The organism is Fibrobacter sp. UWB1 (assembly GCF_002210325.1).
Lineage (GTDB): Bacteria > Fibrobacterota > Fibrobacteria > Fibrobacterales > Fibrobacteraceae > Fibrobacter.
Genome location: NZ_MWQL01000011.1, coordinates 1 through 24,795, shown reverse-complemented (window position 1 = coordinate 24,795; position 24,795 = coordinate 1). Strand labels below are relative to the sequence as shown.

At 51.4% G+C, this 24,795-nt stretch carries 19 protein-coding genes; 8 read left to right on the top strand and 11 right to left on the bottom strand.

Annotated features, from left to right (window positions below; genetic code table 11):
- Positions 1–82 precede the first annotated feature (82 nt).
- Positions 83–1,732: a glycosyl hydrolase gene (locus tag B7988_RS09570; RefSeq protein WP_088657715.1), complete on the bottom strand. Its 1,650-nt coding sequence runs from the start codon at positions 1,730–1,732 to the stop codon at positions 83–85.
- Between the two features lie 179 nt (positions 1,733–1,911).
- On the opposite strand from B7988_RS09570, the gene B7988_RS09565 reads away from it, so the two are divergent.
- Both B7988_RS09565 and B7988_RS09560 read left to right on the top strand, forming a co-directional pair.
- A complete protein-coding gene (locus B7988_RS09565; protein ID WP_073319719.1) occupies positions 1,912–2,760 on the top strand; it encodes a TIGR02147 family protein in 849 nt (282 codons plus the stop codon).
- A gap of 62 nt (positions 2,761–2,822) precedes the next feature.
- Entirely contained in the window at positions 2,823–4,007 is a 1,185-nt protein-coding gene (locus B7988_RS09560; RefSeq protein WP_233247967.1) for a CIA30 family protein, read from the top strand.
- 75 nt (positions 4,008–4,082) lie between these two features.
- On the opposite strand, the gene B7988_RS09555 is transcribed toward B7988_RS09560, so the two are convergent.
- Genes B7988_RS09555 through B7988_RS09545 form a run of 3 tightly spaced genes read right to left on the bottom strand, consistent with a single transcriptional unit; the run spans position 4,083 to position 8,013 of the window.
- Positions 4,083–5,975, bottom strand: a complete 1,893-nt coding sequence (locus B7988_RS09555; protein ID WP_088657714.1) for a glycoside hydrolase family 5 protein — start codon at positions 5,973–5,975, stop codon at positions 4,083–4,085.
- Between the two features lie 26 nt (positions 5,976–6,001).
- Positions 6,002–7,204 (bottom strand): carboxypeptidase-like regulatory domain-containing protein, encoded by a 1,203-nt coding sequence (locus tag B7988_RS09550; RefSeq protein WP_249268940.1) that lies wholly within the window; start codon positions 7,202–7,204, stop codon positions 6,002–6,004.
- On the bottom strand, positions 7,204–8,013 hold the full coding sequence (locus B7988_RS09545; RefSeq protein WP_283160533.1) for a TIGR02147 family protein: 810 nt from the start codon (positions 8,011–8,013) through the stop codon (positions 7,204–7,206). The genes B7988_RS09550 and B7988_RS09545 overlap by 1 nt, the downstream gene beginning before the upstream one ends.
- A 325-nt stretch (positions 8,014–8,338) precedes the next feature.
- Between B7988_RS09545 and B7988_RS09540 the strand changes: the two genes are divergently transcribed.
- Complete coding sequence (locus tag B7988_RS09540) at positions 8,339–10,693, top strand: Ig-like domain-containing protein (protein ID WP_088657712.1); 2,355 nt, start codon at positions 8,339–8,341, stop codon at positions 10,691–10,693.
- A gap of 30 nt (positions 10,694–10,723) precedes the next feature.
- On the opposite strand, the gene B7988_RS09535 is transcribed toward B7988_RS09540, so the two are convergent.
- From B7988_RS09535 to B7988_RS09525, 3 genes are all read right to left on the bottom strand, one after another.
- Positions 10,724–12,187 (bottom strand): hypothetical protein, encoded by a 1,464-nt coding sequence (locus B7988_RS09535; protein WP_141225621.1) that lies wholly within the window; start codon positions 12,185–12,187, stop codon positions 10,724–10,726.
- 47 nt (positions 12,188–12,234) lie between these two features.
- Positions 12,235–13,335, bottom strand: a complete 1,101-nt coding sequence (locus B7988_RS09530) for a protein kinase (protein ID WP_088657710.1) — start codon at positions 13,333–13,335, stop codon at positions 12,235–12,237.
- A 95-nt stretch (positions 13,336–13,430) separates the two neighbouring features.
- On the bottom strand, positions 13,431–14,228 hold the full coding sequence (locus B7988_RS09525) for a TIGR00730 family Rossman fold protein (protein WP_073057652.1): 798 nt from the start codon (positions 14,226–14,228) through the stop codon (positions 13,431–13,433).
- A 127-nt stretch (positions 14,229–14,355) separates the two neighbouring features.
- On the opposite strand from B7988_RS09525, the gene B7988_RS14910 reads away from it, so the two are divergent.
- Positions 14,356–14,568 (top strand): hypothetical protein, encoded by a 213-nt coding sequence (locus B7988_RS14910; RefSeq protein WP_073319741.1) that lies wholly within the window; start codon positions 14,356–14,358, stop codon positions 14,566–14,568.
- Positions 14,569–14,826: 258 nt separating this feature from the next.
- Here the strand turns inward: B7988_RS14910 and B7988_RS09515 are convergent, their stop codons facing one another.
- The gene (locus B7988_RS09515) at positions 14,827–15,525 is read right to left on the bottom strand and encodes an outer membrane beta-barrel protein (RefSeq protein ID WP_088657708.1); all 699 of its coding nucleotides are present in this window, start codon (positions 15,523–15,525) and stop codon (positions 14,827–14,829) included.
- 86 nt (positions 15,526–15,611) lie between these two features.
- Entirely contained in the window at positions 15,612–18,185 is a 2,574-nt protein-coding gene (locus B7988_RS09510) for a TIGR03960 family B12-binding radical SAM protein (RefSeq protein WP_088657707.1), read from the bottom strand.
- Positions 18,186–18,348: 163 nt separating this feature from the next.
- On the opposite strand from B7988_RS09510, the gene B7988_RS09505 reads away from it, so the two are divergent.
- The 3 genes from B7988_RS09505 (at position 18,349) to truA (ending at position 21,725) form a co-directional block, all read left to right on the top strand.
- Positions 18,349–19,710, top strand: a complete 1,362-nt coding sequence (locus tag B7988_RS09505; RefSeq protein WP_088657706.1) for a GGDEF domain-containing protein — start codon at positions 18,349–18,351, stop codon at positions 19,708–19,710.
- A 300-nt stretch (positions 19,711–20,010) separates the two neighbouring features.
- Positions 20,011–20,973: a hypothetical protein gene (locus tag B7988_RS09500; protein WP_073319753.1), complete on the top strand. Its 963-nt coding sequence runs from the start codon at positions 20,011–20,013 to the stop codon at positions 20,971–20,973.
- Positions 20,973–21,725 carry a tRNA pseudouridine(38-40) synthase TruA gene (truA, locus tag B7988_RS09495; protein WP_088657705.1) on the top strand — a complete coding sequence of 251 codons (753 nt, stop codon included), beginning with the start codon at positions 20,973–20,975 and terminating at the stop codon, positions 21,723–21,725. Before B7988_RS09500 ends, truA begins: the two co-directional genes overlap by 1 nt.
- Here truA and B7988_RS09490 read toward each other — a convergent pair.
- Positions 21,722–22,450: a pyridoxine 5'-phosphate synthase gene (locus B7988_RS09490; RefSeq protein ID WP_088657704.1), complete on the bottom strand. Its 729-nt coding sequence runs from the start codon at positions 22,448–22,450 to the stop codon at positions 21,722–21,724. The two genes, truA and B7988_RS09490, sit on opposite strands and share 4 nt — an antisense overlap.
- 13 nt (positions 22,451–22,463) lie before the next feature.
- On the bottom strand, positions 22,464–23,573 hold the full coding sequence (locus B7988_RS09485; RefSeq protein WP_073319760.1) for a divergent polysaccharide deacetylase family protein: 1,110 nt from the start codon (positions 23,571–23,573) through the stop codon (positions 22,464–22,466).
- Positions 23,574–23,603: 30 nt separating this feature from the next.
- Here B7988_RS09485 and miaA point away from each other — a divergent pair, with 30 nt between their 5' ends.
- Complete coding sequence (miaA, locus tag B7988_RS09480) at positions 23,604–24,500, top strand: tRNA (adenosine(37)-N6)-dimethylallyltransferase MiaA (RefSeq protein WP_088657703.1); 897 nt, start codon at positions 23,604–23,606, stop codon at positions 24,498–24,500.
- The last annotated feature ends 295 nt before the right edge of the window (positions 24,501–24,795 follow it).

The following is a 24,795-nucleotide window of genomic DNA, read 5'->3' as shown; positions in this document are numbered from 1 at the left end:
GCTCTAAAAATAAACTCCAACCCCCGTTGTGTATTCATTTTTTTCGCGTCGCCTTTAAAATTCGTTGAAACCGACTCAATAGTTATTTTTTGATGTATACCGCATTCAAGTTGCGTCCCTGGATTCTTTGACGCACGATGTATCGCCCCTGCGGAAGTCCCTGCGTAGTGAGTCCCACATAGTGGCCGTTCATGTCAAAGATGCCGATTGTTGTTGCAGGGCCGTAGAACGGCGATACCTTTGCAAGACGTGTCGTAGAGGTATCCTGGTTGGGCTTGTATTTGTCCCAGCCGGGCATGTCCTCGAGCGAAATAACACGTTCGTCACCCATGTTGCTCTTCCACACGGCATCCTTCGTCTGGCCGGGCCAGGTTCCGCTCCAGGTGCTGTACCACGGCATCCACCAGCTCCATACGGCCTCGTCGGTGTGCATGTTGTTCACGTCGGGAATGGGCCCGTTTTCGCTGAGAGCGAGGATCTTCGTTCCGTTCGATGCACTCTTGAACTTGTCGAAGGAACTCGCGTTGCTGGAGTGGTCATTTGCGCTGTTATAGATGTCAATGGAAAGCACGTCGTAGTATTCGCTGCCCGGATCCCAGGAGGTGACGGTAGAACCTTCGGGGTTGAACACCCAAATCATGTTCTTCACGCCCTTGACTTTGACCATGCGGTCAAATACCAGGCGGTAAAGGGCCGCGAACTGCTCGCCCGAATTGATGCTCCACCAGAACCACTTGCCGCCCGCTTCGTGCAGGGGGCGGAATATGCCTGCAACGCCTTCTTTCTGCAGTTCGAGGAAGTAGTCGGCGATATGGTCGATGTCGGCGACAATTCCCTTGTAGGCGGCACTTTCGGTGTTCCATTCGGTGGTGCCGCTCTTGAATCCGGTAGAGAAGTCGAAGTCCGTATATTCGTTGGTGCCGGCTGCGCTCTGGATGTAGAAGGCGTCCTTCTTGTCGAGCGGGTCTTTCCAGTGCCAAGTGAATGCGGGGATGCCGCCAGCCTTCCAAAGGCCTTTTGCAATGGAAATCGCCTTGTCGGTGTATTCCATGTTCCAGCCTTGAGACGCGTTCGGGCCAGTTGCGAACAGGAAGTCGAGACCGACGAGCGCCGGGTACTTGCCCGTACGCGTGTAGATGTACTTCACATCGTCGTGAGTCTTGAAGTCGGCTCCCAGCGTGTAGCCGCTCATGTCGCCGGTCATGATTCCGCTAATCGTCTTCTTGCCGAAGTTTTCTCGTAAGAAACTGTAGAGCTTCACGGCGCTTTCGGTTGCGTTCGGGGTGACCGGGCTTGCAGAGAGCTTGAAGGGCTTTGATTCGTAGGCAGAAATGTCGATGTAGTCCACGTCGATCCATCCCCAGTATTTTTCGATGGCGATACTGTTTGCGCCCGCCTTGAGCGTGACGGCCGTTGTGATGTCTGCCCATCCGGTCGTTGCTGCAAAGTCGATTGTGCCTGCGGTCGCTCCGTTTACCTTGAGGTAATTTGCCTTGAAGTCGCCCGCCTTGTAATGGATGGTGAGCGTGTACTTGCCTGCGGTTTCTGCGGTGACTCCCGTGAAGGTGATCGAGCCTTCTTGGAGGCTTGCGTACCCTGTGCCAGAGACGCCGCTGCTGTTGACAATTTTTGCTTCGCTAGATACGGTTGCCGATTCGGCTTCGTACTTGGTGGCGAAAGCTGTTGTTGCGAGGGTTGCCGCAAGAATTGCGACTGTATTTCTTTTAAACATTCAAACTCCTTGATACACCATTGTGCCTTAAATTTATGTTCATGAAAGAGTTTCAGTAAGTTTTTTTTCGGCTGTGTGTGGACAAAAATGTCAACATGTCTTTAAAATTTTGATAAAAATTGATTGAAAAAAATTGAATATTTCAATAATAGAATCTATATTATTGGGGCTGGCCAACCATGTTCGCAAGAAATAAAATCAACATATACGACTACACCGACTACCGTAAATTTCTGCAGGATTTTTACGAACTCGAAAAGTCGCTTGATCCGACCTTCAGCTATCGGGTTTTTGCCGCTGCTGTGGACGTTGACGCAAGTCTTCTTGTAAAAATTTTACAGGGAAAGCGCCATGTGTCTTCTAAAGGCATTGAACCGTTCGTTGAATTTTTCCGTTTCAAGGAGGCGAAGGCGGAATACTTCCGCGAAATGGTCGCTTACGGCAAGGCAAAGACCGACGAAGATGTCCGCAAGCATTTTGAAATGCTTCAGAAAATGCGCCCGGCCGTCTGCCGTGAGCTAGACGAGGCTCGTTACCGCTATTTTCAGCAGTGGTACTACCCGATGATCCGTTCGGCGCTCGATGTCTTTGATTATCGTGGTCCGCAAGATGCTGCAGCACTCGCTGAGGCATGCATTCCGAAACTCACCGCCTCTCAGGTCGAGAAAGCCGTTGAGGCGCTGTTGCAGTTGGGACTTGCCCGCCAACGCAAGGATGGCCGCGTGGAACCCACCGAGGCACACCTCCGTACGCAGGAACATTGGCTGAGTGCAACCATTAGCGACTACCAGGGCTGTATCGCGGAATTGGCTCGCGATTCGATTGCCAATACCCCGAAGGAAAAGCGCGATATCAGTACGCTTACCATGGCGCTTGACTCGAATCAAATCCAAAAAATCCGCGATATTCTTGCCGAAACGCGAAAATCCATCGTAAATGTGGTCAATGCGATGCCCGCGCAAATATGCGATAGCGTTTATCAATTAAATTTTCAGTTGTTCCCGATGATGAAAAAGGAAGAACGGTAAAAATGCTCCAGGTGTTTAGGATCCAAAAATTATTTTATTTCGCGCTCGGCCTAATTCTGACGATGTTTTCGGGCTGTTCCGACAGCGGCCCTGAAACTGCCGGAGCCACGAGCGAAACGACAAACGGAATCGCCATCGTTGCATTCGATGGGGCGCACATGCCTATACCGCAGGCGCGCGTCACCTTGTATCAGCGTGCTGATTTCACTCCTGCGGAAAGTCCGTCCGAAGACGTGAATATCCAGGATGTGACGCAGTTCCTCCCGTCCTATGTTTCTGCGTTGGAAACCGCTACTGCGGATGATTCCGGAATGGTGCAGTTCGAGACTGAACCTGACCAGTGCCAGAACGCAAGGTGCTATGTCGAAGGGATTGCCGGCGAGGACTCCTCGCTCATGGTGTGGTCAAAACTCGATGCGGTAGATTCCATGGCCGATGAAATTGAGCTTCTGCCGTCTGTGTCGCTTACGGTGCGTACCGGGGCTGCGGCCTCTGATTCTGTAGTTTCGCGCAGTGTCGTGATGCTTGATGCGACTCCCTATTGGGCAAAAAATGATGGAAGCGAGTTTGTCTTCTCGCATGTTCCTGCGGGCCTATATACGCTTCTTGCGGATGATCAGCCTGTTGCCGATGTTTCGCTTGATGCCGGTGCTTCTGTAGATACGCTCATCCGTATTTCAAATGTTACCCGCGAATACGTCTTCGAAGATTTCGACGATGGCGACAACCTGAACAATTTGGCAAAGAAATACCCGAATTATGGTTGGTACTACATGCCGCACAAGGGGGCGACCTTTGAAAGTCCTGACAGTGCCGGCGGTTTTGCGGGCGCGCTTGTAGATGACGGTGCCGGCGGGAAGTATCTCTCGTTAAAGTATGCCATTCAAGATACGGCCTATGTCATGCTCGGGACGCATCTTGGGCTTGATTCCGGTTACTACGATTTGAGTGCGCTTTCTGCGGTTCGAATGAAGGTTCGCGGGGACTGTCGGTTTGCCGTTGCGCTTGAACATTACCGTCAACTTGAAAACAACAACTATAACAAGGCGTTGTGGATTGCGACGGCGAACGACGAATGGACGGAATTGGTCCTTCGGCCCGGTGACGAGCTTCTGGACGACAAAAATTACCAGGTCGCTTGGGACGAAATTTCGACAGAGATTGGCATATTCAGCGTCTTCATATCCGAAGGCTCTCGCCTCGATATAGACGAAATCGTATTCGAAGGAATTCAAATTATCGATTAACTAAATAAAGATGCCTCGGCGGATGCCGAGGCGCTTTTGCTCTTGCTCCCTTTTGTTTCGGGGAAAGGCTTTTGCTTACTTGATTGAAATCGGGTGGACGGAATTGCCGAGGCGGAGAATGTAGCGGCCTGCCTGCGGTGCGCTCAGCTTAATGCTGCTTGCGTTTGCGGTGCCGGAACGTAGTGTTTGTCCGAGGATGTTCGAAAGCGAGTAATGCGTGCCGTTCTTGATGCCGGTGGCGACAATGTTCAAACCGTTGGTGTTTATGCGGTAATTCGCCTTTGCAGTCTGCGTTTGGACGGCGTCTGTGTTTGTGGGGATTTTTACAGGCGTGTAACCTTCGACGCTTTCGATGCACTTGATGTTTTCGACCCAAAGCGAGGTGTCAAAAAAGTCGTTTGTTACATTAAAGCGGAACGCGGTCGCCGCCGAAAGAACCGGGGTCAGCGGGAGTGCTGCCTGCCAGCCGTTGCTCATCATCCAGCCTAAATCCACGTAGACCGTTTCCCATTCGGGTGCATACGGCATTTCGACAAAGGGGTAGTCCCAGGCGCCTTCGCCAAAGACATCGATACTGGCGTTCCAATCGTAGTAGAGGATAAACTGGTGGTTCGCTCCTTTGTAGCGGTAGCTAACCATTTTGCACTTGGACAAATCGGGCTCGCCGTCGAACGTGTATTCTGCGCGAATGTACGGGGCGTAATCAAAGCCGGTGCCGACGGTGTCTAGCTTCATGTTGTCCATTTTCACGGTAGTTTCGGTAGAGTTGTCGGTAAAGGTGGAGTTTCCCTTGTCGCCCTGTTCGTCGCCGTAGTCGTCAATGTCGCTGGTGCTGCTCCACTTGCCCGGAATATCGGTGCCGGCGCCGTATGTAATCAAGTTGGGCAACTTGTCGCTGATTTCGGTTTCCCAGTTCAGATTTTTCTGGTAAGTGGTCTTTGCGGGCAAAATGTTTTCTTTGATATAATTGTCGACATCGTTGTTTTCGAGGAAGGGCTTTTCGACATCCCACTTGGCGCAAGAAATTTTCTTCTCGTTGGTCCATGCGAGGAATTTCTCGAGTTCGGTCTTGTGGGCTTCCTTGGTGAAGATTTCGTCAATGCCGCCCCATTCCGTTACGAATACGCTAAGGCCGGCTTCCATCGCCTTGTTGGAACTGGACAAGTGGCTAGAAGTCTGGTGCAGGTTGGCGTAGAAATGGTAAGTATAGGCGACGTTATCGTCTTGTACGGGGGCGGCTACGGCATCGCCTGCCATAGAAGACCACATCGGGGTTCCGACGATTACCAGGTTTTTCGAATGTTTGCGGATAGCGCTGATGACCGTGTCGGCGTAGGCTTTCAGGTCTGCCCAGGATTCACTCACGGGTTCGTTGTAGATTTCGAAAATGACATGCGGGTACTTGCCGTAGCGTTCAGCCATGCGTCCGAAGAAGGCGGCGGCATCGTTTGCGGTAAAGCAGGTCTTGTTGTCGTTGAATTCGTACTTTGGCTTTGTTCCCTTATGGATGCAGTTGTAGTAGCCGCCTTCGCTGTGCCAGTCAATCAAAACGTAAATGTCGTTTTGAATAGCGGCTTGAACCACGGTGTCCATTTGCGATTCGAAATATTCGGGGCGGGTCATGTAGCTTCCGTGTCCCCAAGGCGGCACGACGCCCATGGCAGAGCGGACAAGTTCAACGTTCCAGGAGCCGACCAGAGTATCGATAAAGGAACTTCCGTAAAAGCTACTGCCGTACGGCCAGTACTGACTCCAAGTGAGGCTCATTCCGCGAACCTGGACTTCGGCACCGTCCTTGACGCCTTGCACGCTGCCATAAATGCGGCCTTCGCCAGCGGAATTCTTGCCGCTTTGCAAAGCGCCGTATTGGCTAACGGGGCCGACGCGCGTGGGTTGAATGGTGGCGAACGCGCTGCTTGTAAAAGCGAGAGCGCACAAGGCTACTATGCCTATATTTGTCTTTTTCATAAAGCACACTCCTATATGTGAAAATTCTAGAATCGCATTCCGAGGCTTGGCCACATGCTCGGCGAAATGCCGTCAAAGCGGATGTTGTCCAAGAAAATCTCTGCGTCTTCGGTCACCAAGATGTTGATGGTGTTGACGGCGATAAGTTCCGTGTCGAAATCGTCGGCGGTAAAAGTGAAGTGTTCCCATTCGTCGCCGAGCGTCACGAAGGCTGTCTGGTGGAAGTCTCGTTTGCCGTCGTTGCCGCGCTTGGTGATTTGCAACGAAATCTTTCCGCTGCCCTTGGCGTCGAACGAAATGGCGGTGGCGCTTCGCAAGTCGTAGAACGCGAACAAGTCGTCTTCGTCAAAATCGTCGCCGATAGAGAACCCTGCGACGCCGTAATGGCCTTTAGTTTCCTGATCGATATTGAAAATCAGGTGCAGGCTGCTTCCGCTCTTGGCGCTGTCGCCGGTAACGAGAATCTTGTCGCTATCGATGCCTTCGGCGACGCGGCTGTTCCCGCCTTGCAGGGAGTCGGTGCAAATAAACCACCAGCCTTGCCCAAAACTCTTGCCGATAAAGGTCTGCCTGTGTTTCCAATTTTCAAAGTCTTCGACAACGGTGAAAATGCTGTCGGCGATGTTGATGTGATTTGTCGTGGCGCCATCGCTTAGGCCGGTTTCCATCTGGTAAGAGAATTTGCCGAAATACCCTTCAACGAAGGCGTAGTGCACGCCTGCAGGCAAGCCGCTGAATTCAAAGTATCCTTGTACATCCGTGGTGGCAGTTTGGTCTAGAATGCTTACGGTTGCGTTTTCGACGGCGGTACCGTTATTGGTGATGATGCCTTTCAGGCTTTCGCTTTGGGCGATGGCGAGATTCTGCTCCGGACTGCGTTCGAAGTCGACCCAGCGCATAATGGAGAGCGAGTCGCCGGAGCGCATTTCGAGCAACTGGACGGGGGCCTTCTTTTCGCTCAAGGCGGCGGAGTTAATCTTGAGAATGCCGTTGTCGTCAAGGGTGTCTTCGTAGGCGACAAGCATGGAATCCTCGTTTAAAATCCATACACGGGCGACGGCGTTTTTGAGGGGCATTCCGTGATTGGTGGCTGTAACGATGCCGGCAATTTCGGTTTCGCCGGCGTTGCTGCCTGTGCCGTTTGTGACGGAATTTTCACTTGTGCTGCAGGCGGTGAATGCGGTGCCGAGGCTGGCTGCGAAAAGCGAAAGGGCGAGAATAACCTTCATTATTTGCCCTCCTTCACCTTGGCGCGGTTCACGAGCTGGAATCCGACATGACAGACGCGGTCAGGGTTCTTTTCTTCGCGGGACATGGCCAAAATCTTTTCGCGAAGCTTGGCGATTTCTTCGCGAACCTTTTCGAAACTTTCCTTGGAAAGGCTGCAGGTTACGCTGGTGATGCTGCGGTCATCGCTCGAGAACAGGTCGTAAACTTCGCTATTGACTTCGAGGTTCTTTAAATGGTATTTGCGCAGAATGGTAGAGCGCACGCGGGGCGGCGTCGAGATGGTGGGTTGCTCGACATGGTAGGTTCCGTTATCGTTCAAAGAAACGAATCCGGCTTCCTTTAGGTACTTGATTCCGCTTTGCACTTGCGGGGCGCGAAGCGCGGGCGTGAACATCCGGCCGATTTTTTCGGCAGGGGTGTTTGCGGGGAGGAGCGGCAACAGGTCGCGCAAGACGGGGTAGTACCACTTCGAAAAGAACTTGAGGGCGGAATCCTGGAGCTCGTATTCCTGCTTGTTGGCGCGTACGGTGAGGAGTTTCTTGAGCAAGTTTTCGCGCTCGTCCACGTTCTTTTCGTTGCCGAAGCGGACAAGCGTCAGAAAGTATTCGGATTCTTCATCGGAAAGCCCCCAGGCTTTGGCGAGCGTCTTTGCGTTTGCAGCAGAAAGCGGGCGGGATCCGTCTAGAATGCGGTTGAAAAAGGCGGAACCCGAGACTCCGGCGCTTTCTTGAATGGAACGGATGGACTGCCCTCTGGATTGCAATGCTTCCACAACGGCCCGGATATAATCCCGGTAATCAAAATACATAAATACACTAATTGTGGAAACATTGTTCATGTTGCAAAAGTTAGATAAATATTTGCAAATGTAAAGTAAAATTTTATTATTATGGTATATAAAATACATTAAAAATGGAAACATGTCGGCGTTTTTTGGCCGTAGTCTACGGACAACCCTAAATTTCAAAAAAACTACCCAGCACTCCGATAGGAGTGTATTTTTTTGCGTAAAAGGAGCTTTTACAATCGTTGTCAACAACCAAACACATATTAATGGGCTTGGTGGATAACGTTTTGAAAACAAAAGTGCCAAAATTAGATTATAAAAGGCAATATTACAAAAAGAGGAAAAAATGGGAGTCAAAAAGGATGTTGGGTTGGCTTTAGCGGGCTTTGTCTCGCTTTTTGGAATTTCTGCGGTGCATGCCGCTGTCCCTGCGACAGAAGTGGTTCAACTCCCTTCTGAAGTGGCTTACGGTGGCGGTGACAAGGTGGGCTCGCAGCTGGTGGCCGCGACGTATAATGCGGGCGAAGGTCCGGGTATCTGGATCGTAGCCGATGGCGGCTACAGGCTCTACCACAATGGCGCTCTCCTTGCGCAGGACAACCAGGCGGGCCGCGTGCGCTTTGTGCCGATGACGTTCCTTCCCGGTGAAAATGCAATTTCGGTCGTGGGCGTGAACGGCAAGGGTGCCCCGGGCGTCATGGTGCAGATTGACGACCTGGACAAGTCTTACTATTCCGGCAGTGGTTGGAAATCAAAGCCTGCAGTGAGCAACAACTCGTGGAAAAACAAGGGCCGCGACCTTAGCCAGTGGGGCGGTGCGACAACCCTTAACTACGCAAGCAACAAGCTTCCGAGCGGTGCAACCTTGAATGGTTTTGCCGCAAATACGCAGGCCAAGTGGATTTGGACTTCTGCCGAAACGGATCCGACTGCCGTGCTCCTTTTCACATTCAACGTGAAGGCCGAAGGTTTCGGTGCTTCTACGACGGGCGGCGATGCAGGAAACATCGTCATCGCGAGCGATTCGGCAACCATCCGCAAGTACCTGCAGAGTAACGATGCGGTGACAATCCTTGTGCCCGAAGGTACTTACGATTTTAGGCAGATGCGCAATGCGGTAACCGAGGCGAACAAGCAGGGGCGTACCTGGTGCCGCACGACTTGCAGCGAGAAGAACCGCGTGACGGGCAAGACGAACAAGTTTTACCGCATCGCCTTCGAAAAGAACAGTTGCGCAAGCCTCGGCGAATCCGGACTTGAAATCGTGAAGGAGTCGGACAATCTGCAGGCGTGGAGCAACTGGATTACCACCAAGCCGAACAAGAGCCTCGTGGGCATGGGTCGCGGCGCGAACCTGCGTGGCGCATCCATAGTGGTGCGCAGTAACGAAGGCTCGTACAACCACATTTACCGCAACCTTGCCATTTATGACGTGAACCCGCACTTGATCGAAGGCGGTGACGGCCTTGAAACGGTAGGCACCGCGTCGAAGCATGTGAAGGGCTTCTGGGCCGACCACATCAGCTACAAGTGGATTAGCGACGGTATGGACATGGAATTCGTGGACGACGCCACCATCAGTTACCTGGATTTTGACGGCGCAAACGATTTCAACTGCTGGGGAACCGATCCTTACATGGCACTTGTCGAAGATGCCCACCTGACTTATGCAAATAACTACTGGCACAATACTTATGGCCGCGTGCCGAAGGTGACGGGCGAAAACAACGGTTCGCAGGTGCATTTGTACAACCAGTATGTGGACTACAACCGATTCTTTGTGGCGGGTGCAAACGGCCATAGTGCAAGCGCGAAGGCCTACGTGCGCTACGAGAACAGCTATATCGATAACGGCAACGGTTACCTCGCCGAATGGGGCGACAACGGCTACGTTTACTTTAGCGGAGTCACGTTCGGGAGCGGAACCAAACAGCAGCACCGCTACAACGGTACGGTGACGCAGGGCGTTCCGCAGGCGCAAACTTTCAACCCGAGCTACAGTTTCGAAAAACGCACCGTTGCAAATCTCCCGAAAGAAATCCCGAGCCTAGCAGGTGTGGGAGGCCGCTACGGCAAGATGCCCGAATACAACCAGGGCTTTGGCCAGAGCAACAAGGCGGCAAGTGTTTCTATGACAGCACCTTCTGCAGGGGCCAAGTTCGATGCCGGCAAGGCTGTCACCTTGAGTGCCACCGCCAAGGATAACGACGGTTCTGTCAAGAAGGTTGATTTTTATGTCGGAACGACTTTAGTCGGTTCAGCAACGGCATCGCCTTACCAGGTGAATGCCGAGGGCCTTGCTCCGGGTATGCATTCTGCCGTTGCTGTCGTGACGGACAACTCCGGGCTCACCTGGATGTCGGAATACGTCACCTTTACGGTCGAGGGAACGGTTGAGTCCGAATCGTCTTCGTCCGAAGTCGCGGAATCGTCGTCGAGTGTAGAATCTTCGTCGAGCGTTGCAGAATCTTCCTCCAGTGTCATCCTGAGCGAAGTCGAAGGATCTAGCAGTAGCACGACCGCAATTGCCCAGCGCATGAATCTCGGCAACGAGGTAGAAACGGCCTTCTACCGCATCTTCGACTTGCAAGGCCGCCCGCTATTCTCGGGCAATCAGAAGCCTGCCAAGATGCCTGCTGCGCATGTGATGGTGGTGGAATATACAAAGAGCGGCGCCATCAAGCACCGCTACATACAATAAGATATAACGAACAACGAAAAGAATCGGTAATTATTGCTTCTTGACATTGTCCATGATTCTTTGCGCCTGCTTTGCGAGAATGTCGGTCGAATTCATTTCAATTACTTTCTGCAAGCGCTTGATTCCGTCTTCCAGCTCGATCTTATTCGTGACGCAAGTCTCGCCCAAAATATAAAGGGCGCGCCTTGCGAAGTTCTTGTCTTTCTCGAGCGAAAGTCCTTTCTTCAAAAGCATGATTGCCGCTTCGGGCGCGTTTTTCGCCTTGGCGATTTCGCCCCATTCAAGCCACTGGTTGCTCGAGATTTCGATGTAGAGCTTGTTCATGCTGTCGGCCAGAGAAAGTACTGTAGCCTTGTCGACAGGGTGTTCCTGCAAGAGTTGGACCATCGATTGCGTGAGTAGGCTGAAAGCCTGTTCGGGGCGACCGCCCTTGGCGTTTTCAATGCCCGACTGAATCATGGTTCGAGTCTTGTTCTTCAACTCGGCCATGGGGTTGCGCTTTTCAATGCGACGGGCTCTTTCTTGCAAAGCCTCTTGCTTGAGTTCATAACGGGTCTTGCGGCGGGTTTCGATTTTTAATCCGGCAAATGCGCCTGCGCCAAAGGCAATCGGCGAAAGTACGGTGACGGCGCCGAAAATATTCGGATTGATAAACCAGTTGACCGCCATGTCGAGCAAGAGTCCGGTAATACAAACGGCTGAAACCGACTGCGATGTCAGTTCCTTGCGTGGGGCAAATGCAGTCGCTCCGAGCAAGAACGCAATCGTCAGGCTCATGCCCATGTAGCGTTCACCGCTGTAGTGGTCAAAGAAACTCGTGCCGGTCATGATGCTTACCAAGATGCCGCCACAGAGGGTCCAGCCGACAATGCAGCCCCACAGAATAAACCATTGCCAACGCTTTTCCAAACGTATAAGCGTAAACATGAAAAGTACCGCGAACAGAATGTAGCTCCACGCGCTCGGGAACAGAATCCAGCTGGTGAGTAGTCGGTCGTACTGTTCTTTCTTGGGGACAAACGCCATGTTGTAGCGAGGGAATTTGTCGGTGTAGTTGTCGATCCATTCGGCAAGTTCGCTTCTAAAGTCTGATTCGCCCGGGTAGCGGTTGTGCTTTGCTATAAATTCTTCTTTGCCGCCCCTGATTTCCCACCACTCGCGGAAATCCTTTTTCATGATTTCGATGCGGTCTTCGACAATGTAAGACGGCTTCAAGGCAAAGGCCCTGTTGCGGAATTGTTCGAATTCTTCTTGACGGACTTTTTCGGTCGGTTCGATTCCGACGATTTTGAACTGGTTTGCGCCCTCTTCTTCCCACCACTTGTCAAAGGATTTTTCGATTCCCTTTTCGTAGCGGCTTTGCTTGATTTGCGGCATGATTCCGGTGACGGCGTTAAAAATGCCAATGCCTATAATTGCCAAAACCACCAAGTAATGAACTGGCTTAATTTTCTTCAAAAGAGCAGTAATATTCGAGATAGAGGACTTATTCATATCCTGAATATATACTAATGAATATGAAAATGAAAATTTTATTTTTCTTAAAAGCGGTTGTATTCGCGCAGCTGATTCCACAAGAAGTCCGTGTTCACGTCGCGGTAGCCTTGGGCGTTTACACGTTCGCGCAATTTGTGAGCAATATCAAATAAGTTCGGGCAACTTTGCATGCGTTCAAAGCTGTCAAAAATGGTGAGACTGTCAATCCATTGCGCAAGTTCCGGAAACCTCGGATCGCTAAAGCGGTTCTCGCGGCCGGTCTTCAGGTATTCCAGGTAACGGTCGGTAATGCGGTAGCCGTCTTCAATGAAAATATCCATGGCGTGCGGGAACAGTTTTTCGCCAGTCAGGTATTCGTGCACGATGATTCCGAAACTGAAGTAGTCCACCGATGCCGACAGGTTTTCGCCCATGATTGCCTGTTCGGGCGCGCTGTAGCAAGGCGTCATCTGTCCGCCGTATTCGGTAATGGTGTCACGCATTTTCGCCTGGGCGTAACCGAAGTCGCACACGAGAATTTTGTGGTTGTTCTTGTGCTGCGGATTCTGGCAAAGCAAAAGGTTCTTGGGCTTTAAATCCTTGTGCACTACCTGGTAGTAATGCAGCTGGCTAATCGTGTTGGCCAGGTAGGCGAGTTGGGCGACTCGGTGCAAAATTTCGTCGTCACTTAGTTCTTTCTTGAATAGCCTATCCAGAGAGCAACCCTTAATAAACTCCATCTTGAGGTAAGGGTGTCTGCCGGCAATGCCGCCGCCCATGCTCTGGACCACGCCTTCGATATTGGTGGCGTGAATCAGGTTGTTGATGCGGATTTCATCTTGGAACGCGCTCAAGAGGCTGTTCAGGCGGTGGAGCCTGTTCTTGCCGGGGCTGGCCCAAAACTTGCAAATTTTGACGACAATTTCTTGTTCCACGTAGCGGCTGGGGTCGTTCGGGTGTTCCAGCCAGTACTGGGCGCGATAAAGGTTGTTGGTGCCTTCGAGTGTCAGGGGCTCTATCAGCTGAATGTGCTGCATGGCACCGTTGTGCATGTATTCGGGATTCTGGTCGAACCACCGCTGGTATTCTTCCATGGTGTAGTTCGGGCGGAGAGCCAAATTTCTAGATACTCGATCTAAAGTTTCTGCCAGAATGTTTCGAATCATGCCCCAAAGATAGCTATTTCGGAATTCAGAGTTCAGAATTCAGAGTTGATATTTTAAATAAATCTGAAATCCGAATTCCGAATTCTGAAATATTCTTATTCCATCGTTTTTTCGAGTGCCGTCGTAATGACATTGTAAGCATCTTCAACGGTGTCGCAGAAATGGAACAACTTGAGGTCTTCCTTGTCGATCATTCCTGTGTCGGCGATGTAGTTCCAGTTGATGACTTTGTTCCAGTATTTGCTGCCGTAAATCACGACGGGCATCTTGTCGCCGTATTTTTTAGTCTGAATCAGCGTCAGGAGTTCAAACATTTCGTCGAGCGTTCCGAAGCCTCCCGGGAATACGACGAGTGCTCTTGCCATCTTCATGAACCAGTACTTACGGATAAAGAAGTAACGGAATTGCAGGTTCAGATCGTCATCGATGTAGGGGTTCGGGTGCTGCTCAAAGGGAAGCTTGATGTTTAAACCGATCGAAGAGGTTCCTACGTCGTTTGCGCCACGGTTGCCCGCTTCCATAATGCCCGGACCGCCACCGGTCATCACCGCAAAACCGTGGTCGTGTTGCTTGTTTGCCCAGCGGCCGAGTTTTGCGCCCAGTTCGCGTGCGGCGTCATAGTATTCGGCGACGGCTTCCAGTCGTTTGAGTCGCGCAAGTTCGGTCTTGTTCTTGCAGCTCTTTTGGCGTTTCTTGAGTTCGGCCATGGGGAGTATGCGGGCGGAACCGAAGAACACGATGGTGTTCTTGATACCTTCTTGTGCAAAAATCTGGTAAGGACCCATGAATTCGGAAAGAATTCTGATCGGGCGTCCGACATCGCTATCGATAAATTCCAGATTGTGGTAAATCATTTTGCCGGGGGTCAGTTTGATTGCCTTTTTCGTTGCCATGGTAAACTCCTTGGTTGGGTACGCCAACATCTGTATTATATCCCTAAAATACACTCAAAATGCCAAAAAGCAACAAAAAAACGCTTTTTTTCTACTTGCAAACAAAAAAAAACTTTATATTTATAACATGCTAGTAAAAATTTGGACCGACAGCTTTATCATCACGGGCGAAATCGATACGCTCCGCGACGAACGTCTCACAGACTACATCCGTGAAAACAAGGACTTTATTGCCGTCACGCAAGTGCGCGTGAGTGACAGGAGCGAAAAGGATCTGTTCCGTACGCACTTCTTGAATGTGAGCACCAGCCACATCGAGATTATCTTGCCAGCGGAATAATTTTGCTGATCGTTATATATAAAAAGACCGCCCAGGTGAAATGGACGGTCTAAATTTTTTTGTTTGTGCGACAGAGCCGAGCGGTCTTTGTGAGTAACAAACGCCTCGTATTGCAATATGATTGCATAAACCGGCGCCTCAACAATAGAAACAAGTAAACTTGTTTCTGCTGTATTCGGCTTAGGTTTATTTAACGAGGCGTGGTTACGAGAGCGAGGGGATATCACATTCTTGTTGATGCGATAGAGCCGAGCGGTCTTATAGGAAGAACCAAGTGGCGTAAACGCCGGCTTTCAAACCGAAGCTAAGATAAGATGTTTCCGTCTTGACGCTGGAATTGGCGTTGGAGGAATTCGTTTCGGAGAAATTGTATTCCAAACCAAGGCCAGCCTTTCCCGAAAGCTCAAAGTTCTTGACGAGTTCTGCGTGAACGCCGAACATCAAGTTAATATTCAGGCTGCCCGAAGATAAGGTGGTTTTGGTCACCCCGTCGTTAGACAGGAGCTGTTCGCCGTTGCTGATGTAGGCGAGTTCTGCGCCCACGGAAGTCGGGAGCACCGGAGTGTCAAGGTAGTAGTCGATTCCTGCACCGATGCCGAATGCGGTGTAATCGTCGCCCATGTCCACTTCGACGCCGCCTGCTTCATAGGTGGTTTCACCGTGGTGGTTCAACAGCAAAATACCGGTAGCGGTCAACGTGCTGCTAATCTTATACTTGATGTGAATTTGTTGGAAACTGTCAGTGAGGCCCATACCGAGGCCCAGGAAAGCGTCTCCAGAAGAGGACTTGGCTTTCTGTTCTGTTTTTGCAACCGGAGCGCCATCTTCTTCAATCGCCGGGGCTTCTTCGCGAGCTGGGGCGTCGTCTTCGTATTCATCTTCGTATTCATCGTCCTGTGCGTAGCTGTAAGAGCACAAGGCAAGTGCCGTTACCGCTGCAAGAAACATTTTTTTCATGTAGTACTCCTTAAATAGGTGATTTTAAAATTCACTAGGAATACTAATAAAAAAAGTCAAAAAGTGTTATAACTTTTGCGAAAGTTTTACCATTCCATCGCGATTTTCTTGATAAGGAAGCGTCTTGACGCCTCATCAAGCTTCTTGGGGTCGAAATTGACGCCCATCAAGGCCGCGTAAATATTGAAGGGGCTTGCGGTGGTGCCCATGTTGTTGCACTTGATTTTAAGCACGATGGCGCCGCCTTCAATTTGTATTCCCAGGATATGTTCGTTCAAGTTGATTTCCTGACCGCGGTGGTTGAGCACTACGGGTAAGGTCTTGCTTTCGAACTTTTCCATGATGCCTTCGGGAATTGCGTCGGGCGTGAACGAATAAATCATCGCCGTCGGCATGTGCTTGCTGAGCTTTTCCTTGAGCGGCTCGATGTTCACGATTTCCATGCCGCGCGGGAACGGCCTTGAAAGCTCGGCCATAATCTTCGGCAAGTTTTCCTTGGAAATGTCGAGCGGCTGCAGCAAATCAACGCTAATCACTTCGCAATAAGTTTCAAGACCGAGCGGCAGTGCGCCCATGTTCGAAATGCGCGGTTTCGGGCTGAATCCTTCGCTGAACTTGATGGGAATGCCTGCGCAAAGGAAGGTTCGCTCGAAGAAACTGAGCATGTTCTGGTGCGGCAGGAATCTGCTGAGGCCAGTTTTTTTGAAGGTAATCTTGTAGCTGTGGCAGCTCTTTTGCGTGGGGCGGCGTTCGGCGACAAGTTTCTTGATTTCTTCGGGCGTGCGGCTCGGGGCCTTGTGTCGCACCGGGTCGTTCGCGAGCTTGATTTCGGCGCCGAATCCGGGGATGCCGCATTTCTGGCAGTCGCCCCATTTGCAGTTGGGCACCGGTGCGGAATCTTCCTTGAAGGCCTTTTCCCATTCGCCGCGCAGGTACTGCTTGCTTGTGCCAGCGTGAATAAAATCCCAGGGGAATACTTCGTCTTTTTCACGTGTGCGGTACACCCAGCTGGTGTCGTAGCCGCATTCGTCCCAGACCTGCAACCACTTGTCAAAATCGAAACGGTAGGAATCGCTTTCGAAGGTAATGCCCTTCTTGTAAGCCGCGTAAATGACGGGGCCGAGCCTGCGGTCGCCGCGGCTGTAGATGGCTTCGAGGAAACTGGTTTCCCAACCGGCCCAGTTCACCTTCACGTTCGGGTGCCTAAAGAATCTTTCGCGCACGTAGCGGATGTGCTTGAGGGCGGTTTCCTTGTCCATGAAGGGCGCCCATTGCAGGCCCGTAAACGATTTCGGAATCAGGATGCCCATACTCACGGCAATCTGGCAGCCGCGCAGGTACTTACGACCGATTTTTACGAGGTTCTCGATTAGGTTGCAGAACGCTTCCATGTCCTGCTCATTTTCTGTCGGGAAACCGATCATTGTGTACAACTTAATTTTGTTGAACCCGCTACTGAAGGCGTGCTCGGCGGCGTTGTACATGTCCTGGTCGCTGATGGTCTTGTTAATCATCTTGCGGATTCGTTCGGAGCCTGTTTCGGGAGCGAAGGTCGCGCTACGGCCGCCCTTCAAAGCTGAAATTTTCTGGGCGAGCGTTTCGCCGAAAGCGTTCACGCGAATGCTCGGAAGGCTCACGTCCACGGTATCAAAAAACGGGTCGTCAATGATGGAGTCGGTCAGGCCTTCCACGGGCTTGTAGTCGGCGGTCGAAAGACTCAGGAGTCCCAGTTCGCGTTCGCCGGTCGCCTTGATGCCAGCCTTGGCGATATCCAAAACATCATCGGGGTCGAGTTCGCGGCAAGGTCTGTACCAGATTCCTGCCTGGCAGAACCTACAACCCTGGGCGCAACCGCGCATCACTTCTACACTGAAGCGGTTATGCACCAGCTGCATGTTCGCAATCAGGTTCTTGATGGGGTAGTTCTTCGGGTCCATCACCGGAATGAACTGTCTGCGAACGCCGTTTGTGTTCTGGTAGCTGCCCTTGGCCGGTTCAGCCGGAACGATGTCGCCAAATTCGTTGGTGATGACGGGACGTAGGCTCGGTACGTATACGCCGTCGATTTTGGACAAATTCTCTAGAATCTTTGCGCGGGGGAGTTTCGCCTTTCGGCCTTCGCCAACGCAACGCAAAAACTTCACAATCATGTCTTCGCCGTCGCCGATCATGAAGGCGTCAAAGAAGTCGGCAACCGGTTCGGGGTTTGCCATGGCGGGGCCGCCAGCCACAAGAATCGGGTCTTCTTCCTTGCGATCCTTCTGCCAAACGGGGATACGTGCAATGTCGAGTACGTAGGGCACGTTCGTAAAGTTGAGCTCCGTCTGGAGCGTCATGCCGACCACCTCGAAATCACGCACGGGCGTGTAGCTTGCGTAGCTGTACAGCGGAATGTCGTACTTCTCCATTTCTTTCGCCATGTCGTCCCACGGCGCAAACGAAACTTCGCACAGCAGGTCGCTCTCGCGGTTGATCACATGGTACAGAATACGGATTCCGTTATTGCTCATGCCGATTTCGTACTTGTCGGGGAACACAAACGCCATGTTGCAAAGCATCTGGCTGTGGTCTTTGACGACACTGTTGGCTTCGCCGCCCATGTATCTAGCAGGGGATTCGACGGCAGGGAGAGCTAACGCAATTTTTTCAAGAATGGTCATAGGGCAAAATGTAGAAAATAGAGCCTTAAATAGGTTGAATAGCCAGTTCTGAGTTCCAAGTTACTAGAAAAGCTTGTGTAATCGGCATTTTGTAATAAAAAAATACTAGAAACTAGAATCAGTTTATTGCGCCGAAGGCGTCCTTTTAATTACATTTAAGAACATGAGCATGCTAACATATTTCTTCTGGCTGGTTACGTTTGTCGCGGGTGTCGTCGTCGCATTCTTTGTGCCCGAAACGACGGTCCCCATTGGTGGCAAGTTCGTCTTTATCGGGGCTTGGGGCGCGGTCCTTGGCCTGGTACTCTACAACGTGTGCAAGCGTAAGCTCGATATTGCCGAAGAGGACTTCAACGAAGCTCTCTATTCCATCAAGGACTCTAAGCTGTCCATGTCGTCTGGCCTTTCGACGCCGGACCCTGATCCTCTGGCCTCGTCGCCGGAACCCGAAGACATGCCTCTCCCGACTGGGGCAATCTCTTCGAAGGAAGCCCTTGCTAAAAAGGTGGATGAAATTTGCGTGAAGTTCCCTCTTGCAGCTTGGAAAAAGTATGCTCGCTGCCTCTTGAAGGATCGTCCGGTTCCCGAAGTAATCCAGGCTCTCCAGGATTTGCTTCCGCAGCTGTTCCCGAATGCCTCCGGTATCCTGTACATGTATGCCGGCACCCAGACCGATTTGCACAAGGTGCTTTCCTTCGGTGAAACGGTCATTAGCGACGATGTGATTCGCCCGGTTGAATGCGCAAGCTTCGATGCCGGCGATATCGTTATTACCGATTATTCGAACCCGAGCGTGAACGGCGGTTGCACGCACTTGCACCTCCACCCGCACGGAATTTCGTTCTGCGCCCCGATCGAAGGTGTTGAAGAACATTTCGGTATTTTCTCTTTGCAGACCGACGCCCTGCCCGACAACGAAACCATGGATGACTGGCATGCCAAGGTGAGTGCGGTTTCTGCAACGTTTGGTCTTTATATTGCGACCCAAAACCTGAATGCCCGCTACAAGCAGCATAGCATTCGCGATGGCCTTACGGGCCTGTTCAATCGCCGCTATATGGAAGAGTCCCTGATCCGCGAAGTTTCTGCGGCTACCCGCCACCGCTCGCCGATCGGTCTTGTCATGATTTACCCGGATTCCGTGGCCCAGATCCAGGAACAGCGCGGTCGTCATGCGGTCGAGCAGCTTTTGTGGGAATTGGGCCAGCGCCTGCCGGGCTATGTCCGCAACGAAGATATTCCGTGCCGCTACGAAGGCGACGTGTTCTGTGTGATTCTGCCGGGTGCAGACCTCAAGATTACGCGTGCCCGTGCCGAACGGATCCGAAACGAGATTTCCCAACTCAAGATTGCCTATGGCGAAAGCGTTCTCGAGACAACCCTCAGTATGGGCGTGGCGGTCATGCCGGCGCACGCTGGCGATGCCCGCGGACTCCTGCAGGCGGCAGGCGAATCGATGCAGATGGCAGTCCAGTCCGGCGGCAACCGTGTGATTCTTGCCGAGGCCCTGCCCCCCAAGAAATAAACGGGTAAACGTTTTTTTTGAATTAATTTGTCTGTAAAGTGAATTCTGCTTTGCAGGCTTTTTATTATAAGGCCCGATGTCCCCGGAATAGGCTAGAAATAAAAAAACTCAGCTAACTTGCGTTAACTGAGCTTTTTGGGGGTTAGGAGGAGAACAAAGAGTTCTTGAGCATTAAGATAGAATTTGGAGGGGAAAAGAGTAGGGCTTTTCGTTAGATGGTGTTGAAAAGCGTTGAGGATTCTTCAACATTCTCAATGATTCTCATTGGGCATATTTTCTTTTTTTTACTATTTTTAGGATATGAAAAAATTTTTAGCTCCCATCGTGCTGCTTGTCCTGGCATCCGCTTTGGCTGTGTACCTTTTGATGGATTTCTCCGGTTCGGGAAATTCCTTTGATGCAGAAGCTTACCTTGTAGCACGCTCTAAAATTGATTCGCTGGAACTTGAACTTTGGAATGCAAAAGCGAATCCGGACCTTCAGGTAAACATCCGTTTGCAGTTGGATTCTGCATGGGAAGAACTCTCCTCCATGCGTTCCGCTCCTGTGTCCGCCTCTGCGGAGGGGGCCTCGGTCGAAGGTCAGTCCCACACGTCCGATATTGTCAAGTGGATCCTCGGTGGCGTTTTGGCTATCGCCGTCTGCGTTGTCGTTTTGGTGTTCGTTCTCAGAAAGCGTCAGGAAATCATTACCCGCCGTATGGAGGCTATCAAGGCCGAACGATTCAAGGAGCCCAAGGCCGTCCTCGACGATGCGACGATTCCGCCGCGCCCGCGCCGCGAAAAGCGTTCCATTATTGCGGACGCCGAAGCGTATGCCGCTCAAAAGCGTGAAACGCTCGCCCAGGAAGCCGCTGCAAAGCTGGCTCCCAAGCCCGAAGAAGAACCGAAGGTTGAATTCGAAGACGAAAATGGTGTCCCCGAAAACAAGATTTTGACGGGCATCCCCGACAACAAGCCGACTCTCAGACCTACGGCCAAGGAACGTATCACTTCTGCTATGCAGAATCTGTCTGACGTATTGCGCGCCCCTCGCGGCCTTTCTCGTGAACGCACCATGAAATTGCGAGCCCAGAGCCGCAACCTCACCGGCGACCCGAACCTCAAAAGTCCGCTCGAAATCACTCGCTTCGATCGCGAATCCAACGAAAAGACGAAGATTCTCCAGATGTCCCGCCGCGGGTTCCCCGCCTCGGCTATCGCCTCTAGCCTGAAGATTTCCCAGGAAAAGGTGGAAGCGGTCATCAAGGAAGCTATGGGCTAATGCGTTATCGTTTCCGCTGTGAATACCTGGGGTCGGCCTTTTACGGCTGGCAGGCCCAGAACGAGGGCGGAAAAACCAAGTTCGTTACAGTCCAGTCTGCGCTAGAACAGGCTTTTAGCGTCGCTCTTCGTACGCCAGTGCGCATAACCGGCTCTGGTCGTACCGATACGGGCGTGCATGCCCGCGGACAGTGCGTGCATTTTGATTTCGACGGCGAAATCGATTGCGCAAAAATTGTCCGCTCCATTAACGGACTTACCCAAAGGCTTATCCGCATTCGCGACCTTGAACCTTGTGCGCCGGATTTCCATTCTCGCTACGATGCCTTGTGCCGCTATTATCAATACACGATTTTTACGCGTCCGGTCGCCCTTATGCGCGACTTCGGTTGGGAGTGCGGCTCCTTGAATCTCGATCTTGAAGCCATGGAGCAAGAGGCCAGGTCCTTCCTCGGACATCACGATTTTATTGATTTCTGTATTCCCCGTAACGACGGCAAGCCCACAGATTGCATACTCACGGAATTTCGACTGGAACGCCTGAATGACTGGAGCTGCATGTTCCACATCAAGGGTAACCGGTTCTTGCACCGCCAAGTGAGGGCCATGGTCGGCACGCTGTTCGATGTCGGTCGCGGCAAGCTTCCGCTGGGAACCGTACAAACTATTTTTGAAAAAAAATTTAAGGGCGAACGCACATGGGCGCCGCCCCAGGGGCTTGTACTTCAGAATGTGGAGTATAAGGACTACTAGCCCTTAATCGCATCGATCATGTCGCGCACGGCGCGGTCAATGCCAATCATTACAGCCTTGCTTACAATGCTATGGCCGACAATAATTTCGTCGATGCCTTCGATAGCGGCGATTGCGCCGACGTTTCTGTAGTTGAGTCCGCGACCGGCCTTCACCTTGAGACCGTATTTGCGGGCAAGGACCGTCATGTCTTCGAGTGCCGAAATTTCGCGTTCCACTTCTTCGTTGCTTCCGAGAGTGAAACTGGTAGCGTACTTGCCGGTATTGAATTCGACAAAGTCTGCGCCAATCTTCTTGGCTGCCTTGACCTGTTCGGTTTCGGCGTCAATGAACACGCCCACGGAAATGTCGTTGTTCTTGAGCGTCATGATCGGCTTCACGAGGTCGTTTGCCTTGGCGGCAACGTTCAGACCGTCTTCGGTCGAAAGTTCCGTATGGGTTTCGGGGACAAGCGTCACCGTGTCGGGCTGGTTGTTGATTGCCACCTGGAGCATTTCTTGCGTGGGGCTGATTTCCAAGTTCATCTTGGTCGTAACCGTGCGGCGCAAAAGCTGTACGTCGCGGTCCTGGATATGCTGCTTGTCTTCGCGCAAATGCATGGTGATACCCGCGGCGCCTGCGATTTCTGCAAGTACCGCCGCTGCAATCGGATCCGGTTCGCAAATCTTGCGGGCTTCACGGATGGTGGCGATATGATCAACGTTAAATCCAAGTTTTACGGTCATACAAGGCTCCTTGTCATTTCTTCATAAAAGTAGATAAATTTATTAGAGTGGTACCCTGGGCTTTCGCTTTTGCCGGCAAATCGTTCAATTTTTCGATAGAGCTCATGCTCAAGGGAAGAATCATCACGGCGAGGCCGTTGCGCTTTGCTTCCCTGATTTTTGCCTTGGAATAGTCGTCAAGCGAGCTGTTTTCCGGGTTGTAGGCCGTGGCGGTCTTGCATCTCATTCCGATTTCTTTGCAGGTTTGCATCACGATGGAACGCTTGTTCGCCGAAATATCCAAAAACCAAAGACCTCGGTCCTTGGCGGGTGTCAAAATGGCCTGCAAAAGTTGCTTGTGTTCTACGGCCTGCTCGCCATAACGCGAGACAATGCCCCTTGCTTCCGGGAACTTGGCATGTGCATCTCCAATCACGGTCTCGATTTGTTCTTCAGTGTGGTGGATGCGCAAGGGTCTTAATTTGTTGTGAGCCTTGTTCAGTTTGGTCGATTCAAGCGTGAGCCAAAGGGTTTCGCTCTTGTTGTTTATGTTGTCTAAATTCGCGTAGTCAGCTTCGCTTAAGCCGAATGGCGGAATCAGCAAGTCGTACGGGTAGTCGAGTTTCTTGAGTGCGACAATCAGTTCGGGCGTCAGGTTTGTCACCTGGAATGCGACTGCGAGTAACGAAGCCCCCGGCTTGAATTCGTTGCGGGAGACTTGAAGTTCCAGTTTGAGAGTGTCGCCTTTGTCGTTCAAAAGGTCGACCTTTGCGGCCTGGAAAATAGAAGGGTCCAGATTGTAGAGTTCTTCCATGTAAAGAATCTTGCCCCCATTCTTTTCGGCAAAACGCTTAACCTGCAGCAAATACATGATGACCGTTTCGCCGCCACCCATTGTCCAAATGTGGCGCTTTTTACGCTTGGAGTAGCTGACCTGCAGCGGCGACAAGGCTGCGTCCATTTTTTCTTCAAACGGACGGGTGTCCTTTTCTACAGCCTGTTCGGCAGTAGATTCCTTTTGGCCGAGTAGCCCTTGTATCTTTGTCTTGTATAGTTCTGGAAGTTTCGGAAGTAAGAATATGAACCCTCCGATTAAAATCACTAAAACAATAATTATGGCAAGAATGTGCTTCATTTTTCCCATGGTAGGTGCTAATATAACTAAATTGCCGGTATGCCCATTGTGTTTGCCTTGGTCGGAGCGACCGGAATCGGAAAATCGGAATTGTCCCTGCGACTTGCGGAATCGTTTAATGCCGAAATCATCGGTGTCGATTCCAGGCAGGTGTACAAAGGCTTTTCCATAGGCACGGCGCAGCCGGACGAGGCTAGCCTTAAGCGCGTCAAGCATCACCTGGTCGATTTCTTGCCTCCTACCGAAACATTTTCGGCGGGGGAGTTCTGCCGCCAGGTAAAAAATTTGCTGGACGAAAATCCCGACAAGAAATACATCTTGGTCGGCGGTACAGGTCTTTACGTACAAAGTCTTCTACTCGGTTTGCCGAACATTCCTGCCGTTCCCCCGACAGTCCGTCAAAAGTTCGAGAATATGGCCGCAAGCGAAGGGACTACTAGTTTGTATAAAATAGCTTGCGAGGTGGACCCGGAATCGGCTGCGAATGTGGACCCGAACAATGCGCAACGCCTTGTGCGGATCCTTGAAGTCTTTGAGGCAACAGGACGCCCTTTATCTGGTTATCAGAAGGAACGTGAAGGCGGAATTGGGGCGTTGCCTGTTTTTTGGTTGCAGCGAGAGAGGGATGTATTGTACAAACGAATCGATTCCCGCGTCAACCAGATGATTAAAGACGGCTGGGTCGAAGAAGCCCGTGAACTTTCTAAAGTGGTGCCGCTTAGTGCTCCGGCATGGCAAAGTTTGGGCTACCGCGAACTTTTGCAGGCGCAAAGTGCCTCCGAAATGGCGCAAGTTATCGAAGAAGTCAAGAAAAAGACCCGCAATTACGCCAAAAGACAGCTCACCTGGTTCCGCGGCCAGATGGATAGCACTTCTATTGATATGGAAAATGGCCCTTTTGAGGCGATTTTGTCCAATCTTTCAAAAAACGCTTAAAGAAAGTTGTGAATAGTTTGTGAATTCTCGGGTAACTCCCTGCGCAAGAGTCGTGTTATTCCCGTTTTTTGCGAAAATAAGAAAAAAATGCGAATTTTTCTGCAAAAACACCCTTGCAAATGTTTCTGAAAATTCTATAATTGGCGTCGTTCCTGAGAGGGACGGCCGAAAACGAAACGCTAAACGCGAAGAACCAAGTAAGCCGCGATCAAGGGACAGCAACCCGAGAGGTTGTTGAGTAGATTGAAGGAATCGGAGATGTGCTTAGTGACGGGTCCAAGAGATTTCTTGGAAT

Coding starts and splice junctions, on each gene's coding strand:
- B7988_RS09530 (WP_088657710.1), bottom strand. CDS start 13,335: ATGATTCGAAACATTCTGGCAGAAACTTTAGATCGAGTATCTAGAAAT.
- B7988_RS09510 (WP_088657707.1), bottom strand. CDS start 18,185: ATGACCATTCTTGAAAAAATTGCGTTAGCTCTCCCTGCCGTCGAATCC.
- B7988_RS09560 (WP_233247967.1), top strand. CDS start 2,823: ATGTTTTCGGGCTGTTCCGACAGCGGCCCTGAAACTGCCGGAGCCACG.
- B7988_RS09545 (WP_283160533.1), bottom strand. CDS start 8,013: ATGTATTTTGATTACCGGGATTATATCCGGGCCGTTGTGGAAGCATTG.
- B7988_RS09500 (WP_073319753.1), top strand. CDS start 20,011: ATGAAAAAATTTTTAGCTCCCATCGTGCTGCTTGTCCTGGCATCCGCT.
- B7988_RS09565 (WP_073319719.1), top strand. CDS start 1,912: ATGTTCGCAAGAAATAAAATCAACATATACGACTACACCGACTACCGT.
- B7988_RS09490 (WP_088657704.1), bottom strand. CDS start 22,450: ATGACCGTAAAACTTGGATTTAACGTTGATCATATCGCCACCATCCGT.
- truA (WP_088657705.1), top strand. CDS start 20,973: ATGCGTTATCGTTTCCGCTGTGAATACCTGGGGTCGGCCTTTTACGGC.
- B7988_RS14910 (WP_073319741.1), top strand. CDS start 14,356: ATGCTAGTAAAAATTTGGACCGACAGCTTTATCATCACGGGCGAAATC.
- B7988_RS09525 (WP_073057652.1), bottom strand. CDS start 14,228: ATGGCAACGAAAAAGGCAATCAAACTGACCCCCGGCAAAATGATTTAC.
- B7988_RS09515 (WP_088657708.1), bottom strand. CDS start 15,525: ATGAAAAAAATGTTTCTTGCAGCGGTAACGGCACTTGCCTTGTGCTCT.
- B7988_RS09505 (WP_088657706.1), top strand. CDS start 18,349: ATGAGCATGCTAACATATTTCTTCTGGCTGGTTACGTTTGTCGCGGGT.
- B7988_RS09550 (WP_249268940.1), bottom strand. CDS start 7,204: ATGAAGGTTATTCTCGCCCTTTCGCTTTTCGCAGCCAGCCTCGGCACC.
- B7988_RS09555 (WP_088657714.1), bottom strand. CDS start 5,975: ATGAAAAAGACAAATATAGGCATAGTAGCCTTGTGCGCTCTCGCTTTT.
- miaA (WP_088657703.1), top strand. CDS start 23,604: ATGCCCATTGTGTTTGCCTTGGTCGGAGCGACCGGAATCGGAAAATCG.
- B7988_RS09535 (WP_141225621.1), bottom strand. CDS start 12,187: ATGAATAAGTCCTCTATCTCGAATATTACTGCTCTTTTGAAGAAAATT.
- B7988_RS09485 (WP_073319760.1), bottom strand. CDS start 23,573: ATGGGAAAAATGAAGCACATTCTTGCCATAATTATTGTTTTAGTGATT.
- B7988_RS09540 (WP_088657712.1), top strand. CDS start 8,339: ATGGGAGTCAAAAAGGATGTTGGGTTGGCTTTAGCGGGCTTTGTCTCG.
- B7988_RS09570 (WP_088657715.1), bottom strand. CDS start 1,732: ATGTTTAAAAGAAATACAGTCGCAATTCTTGCGGCAACCCTCGCAACA.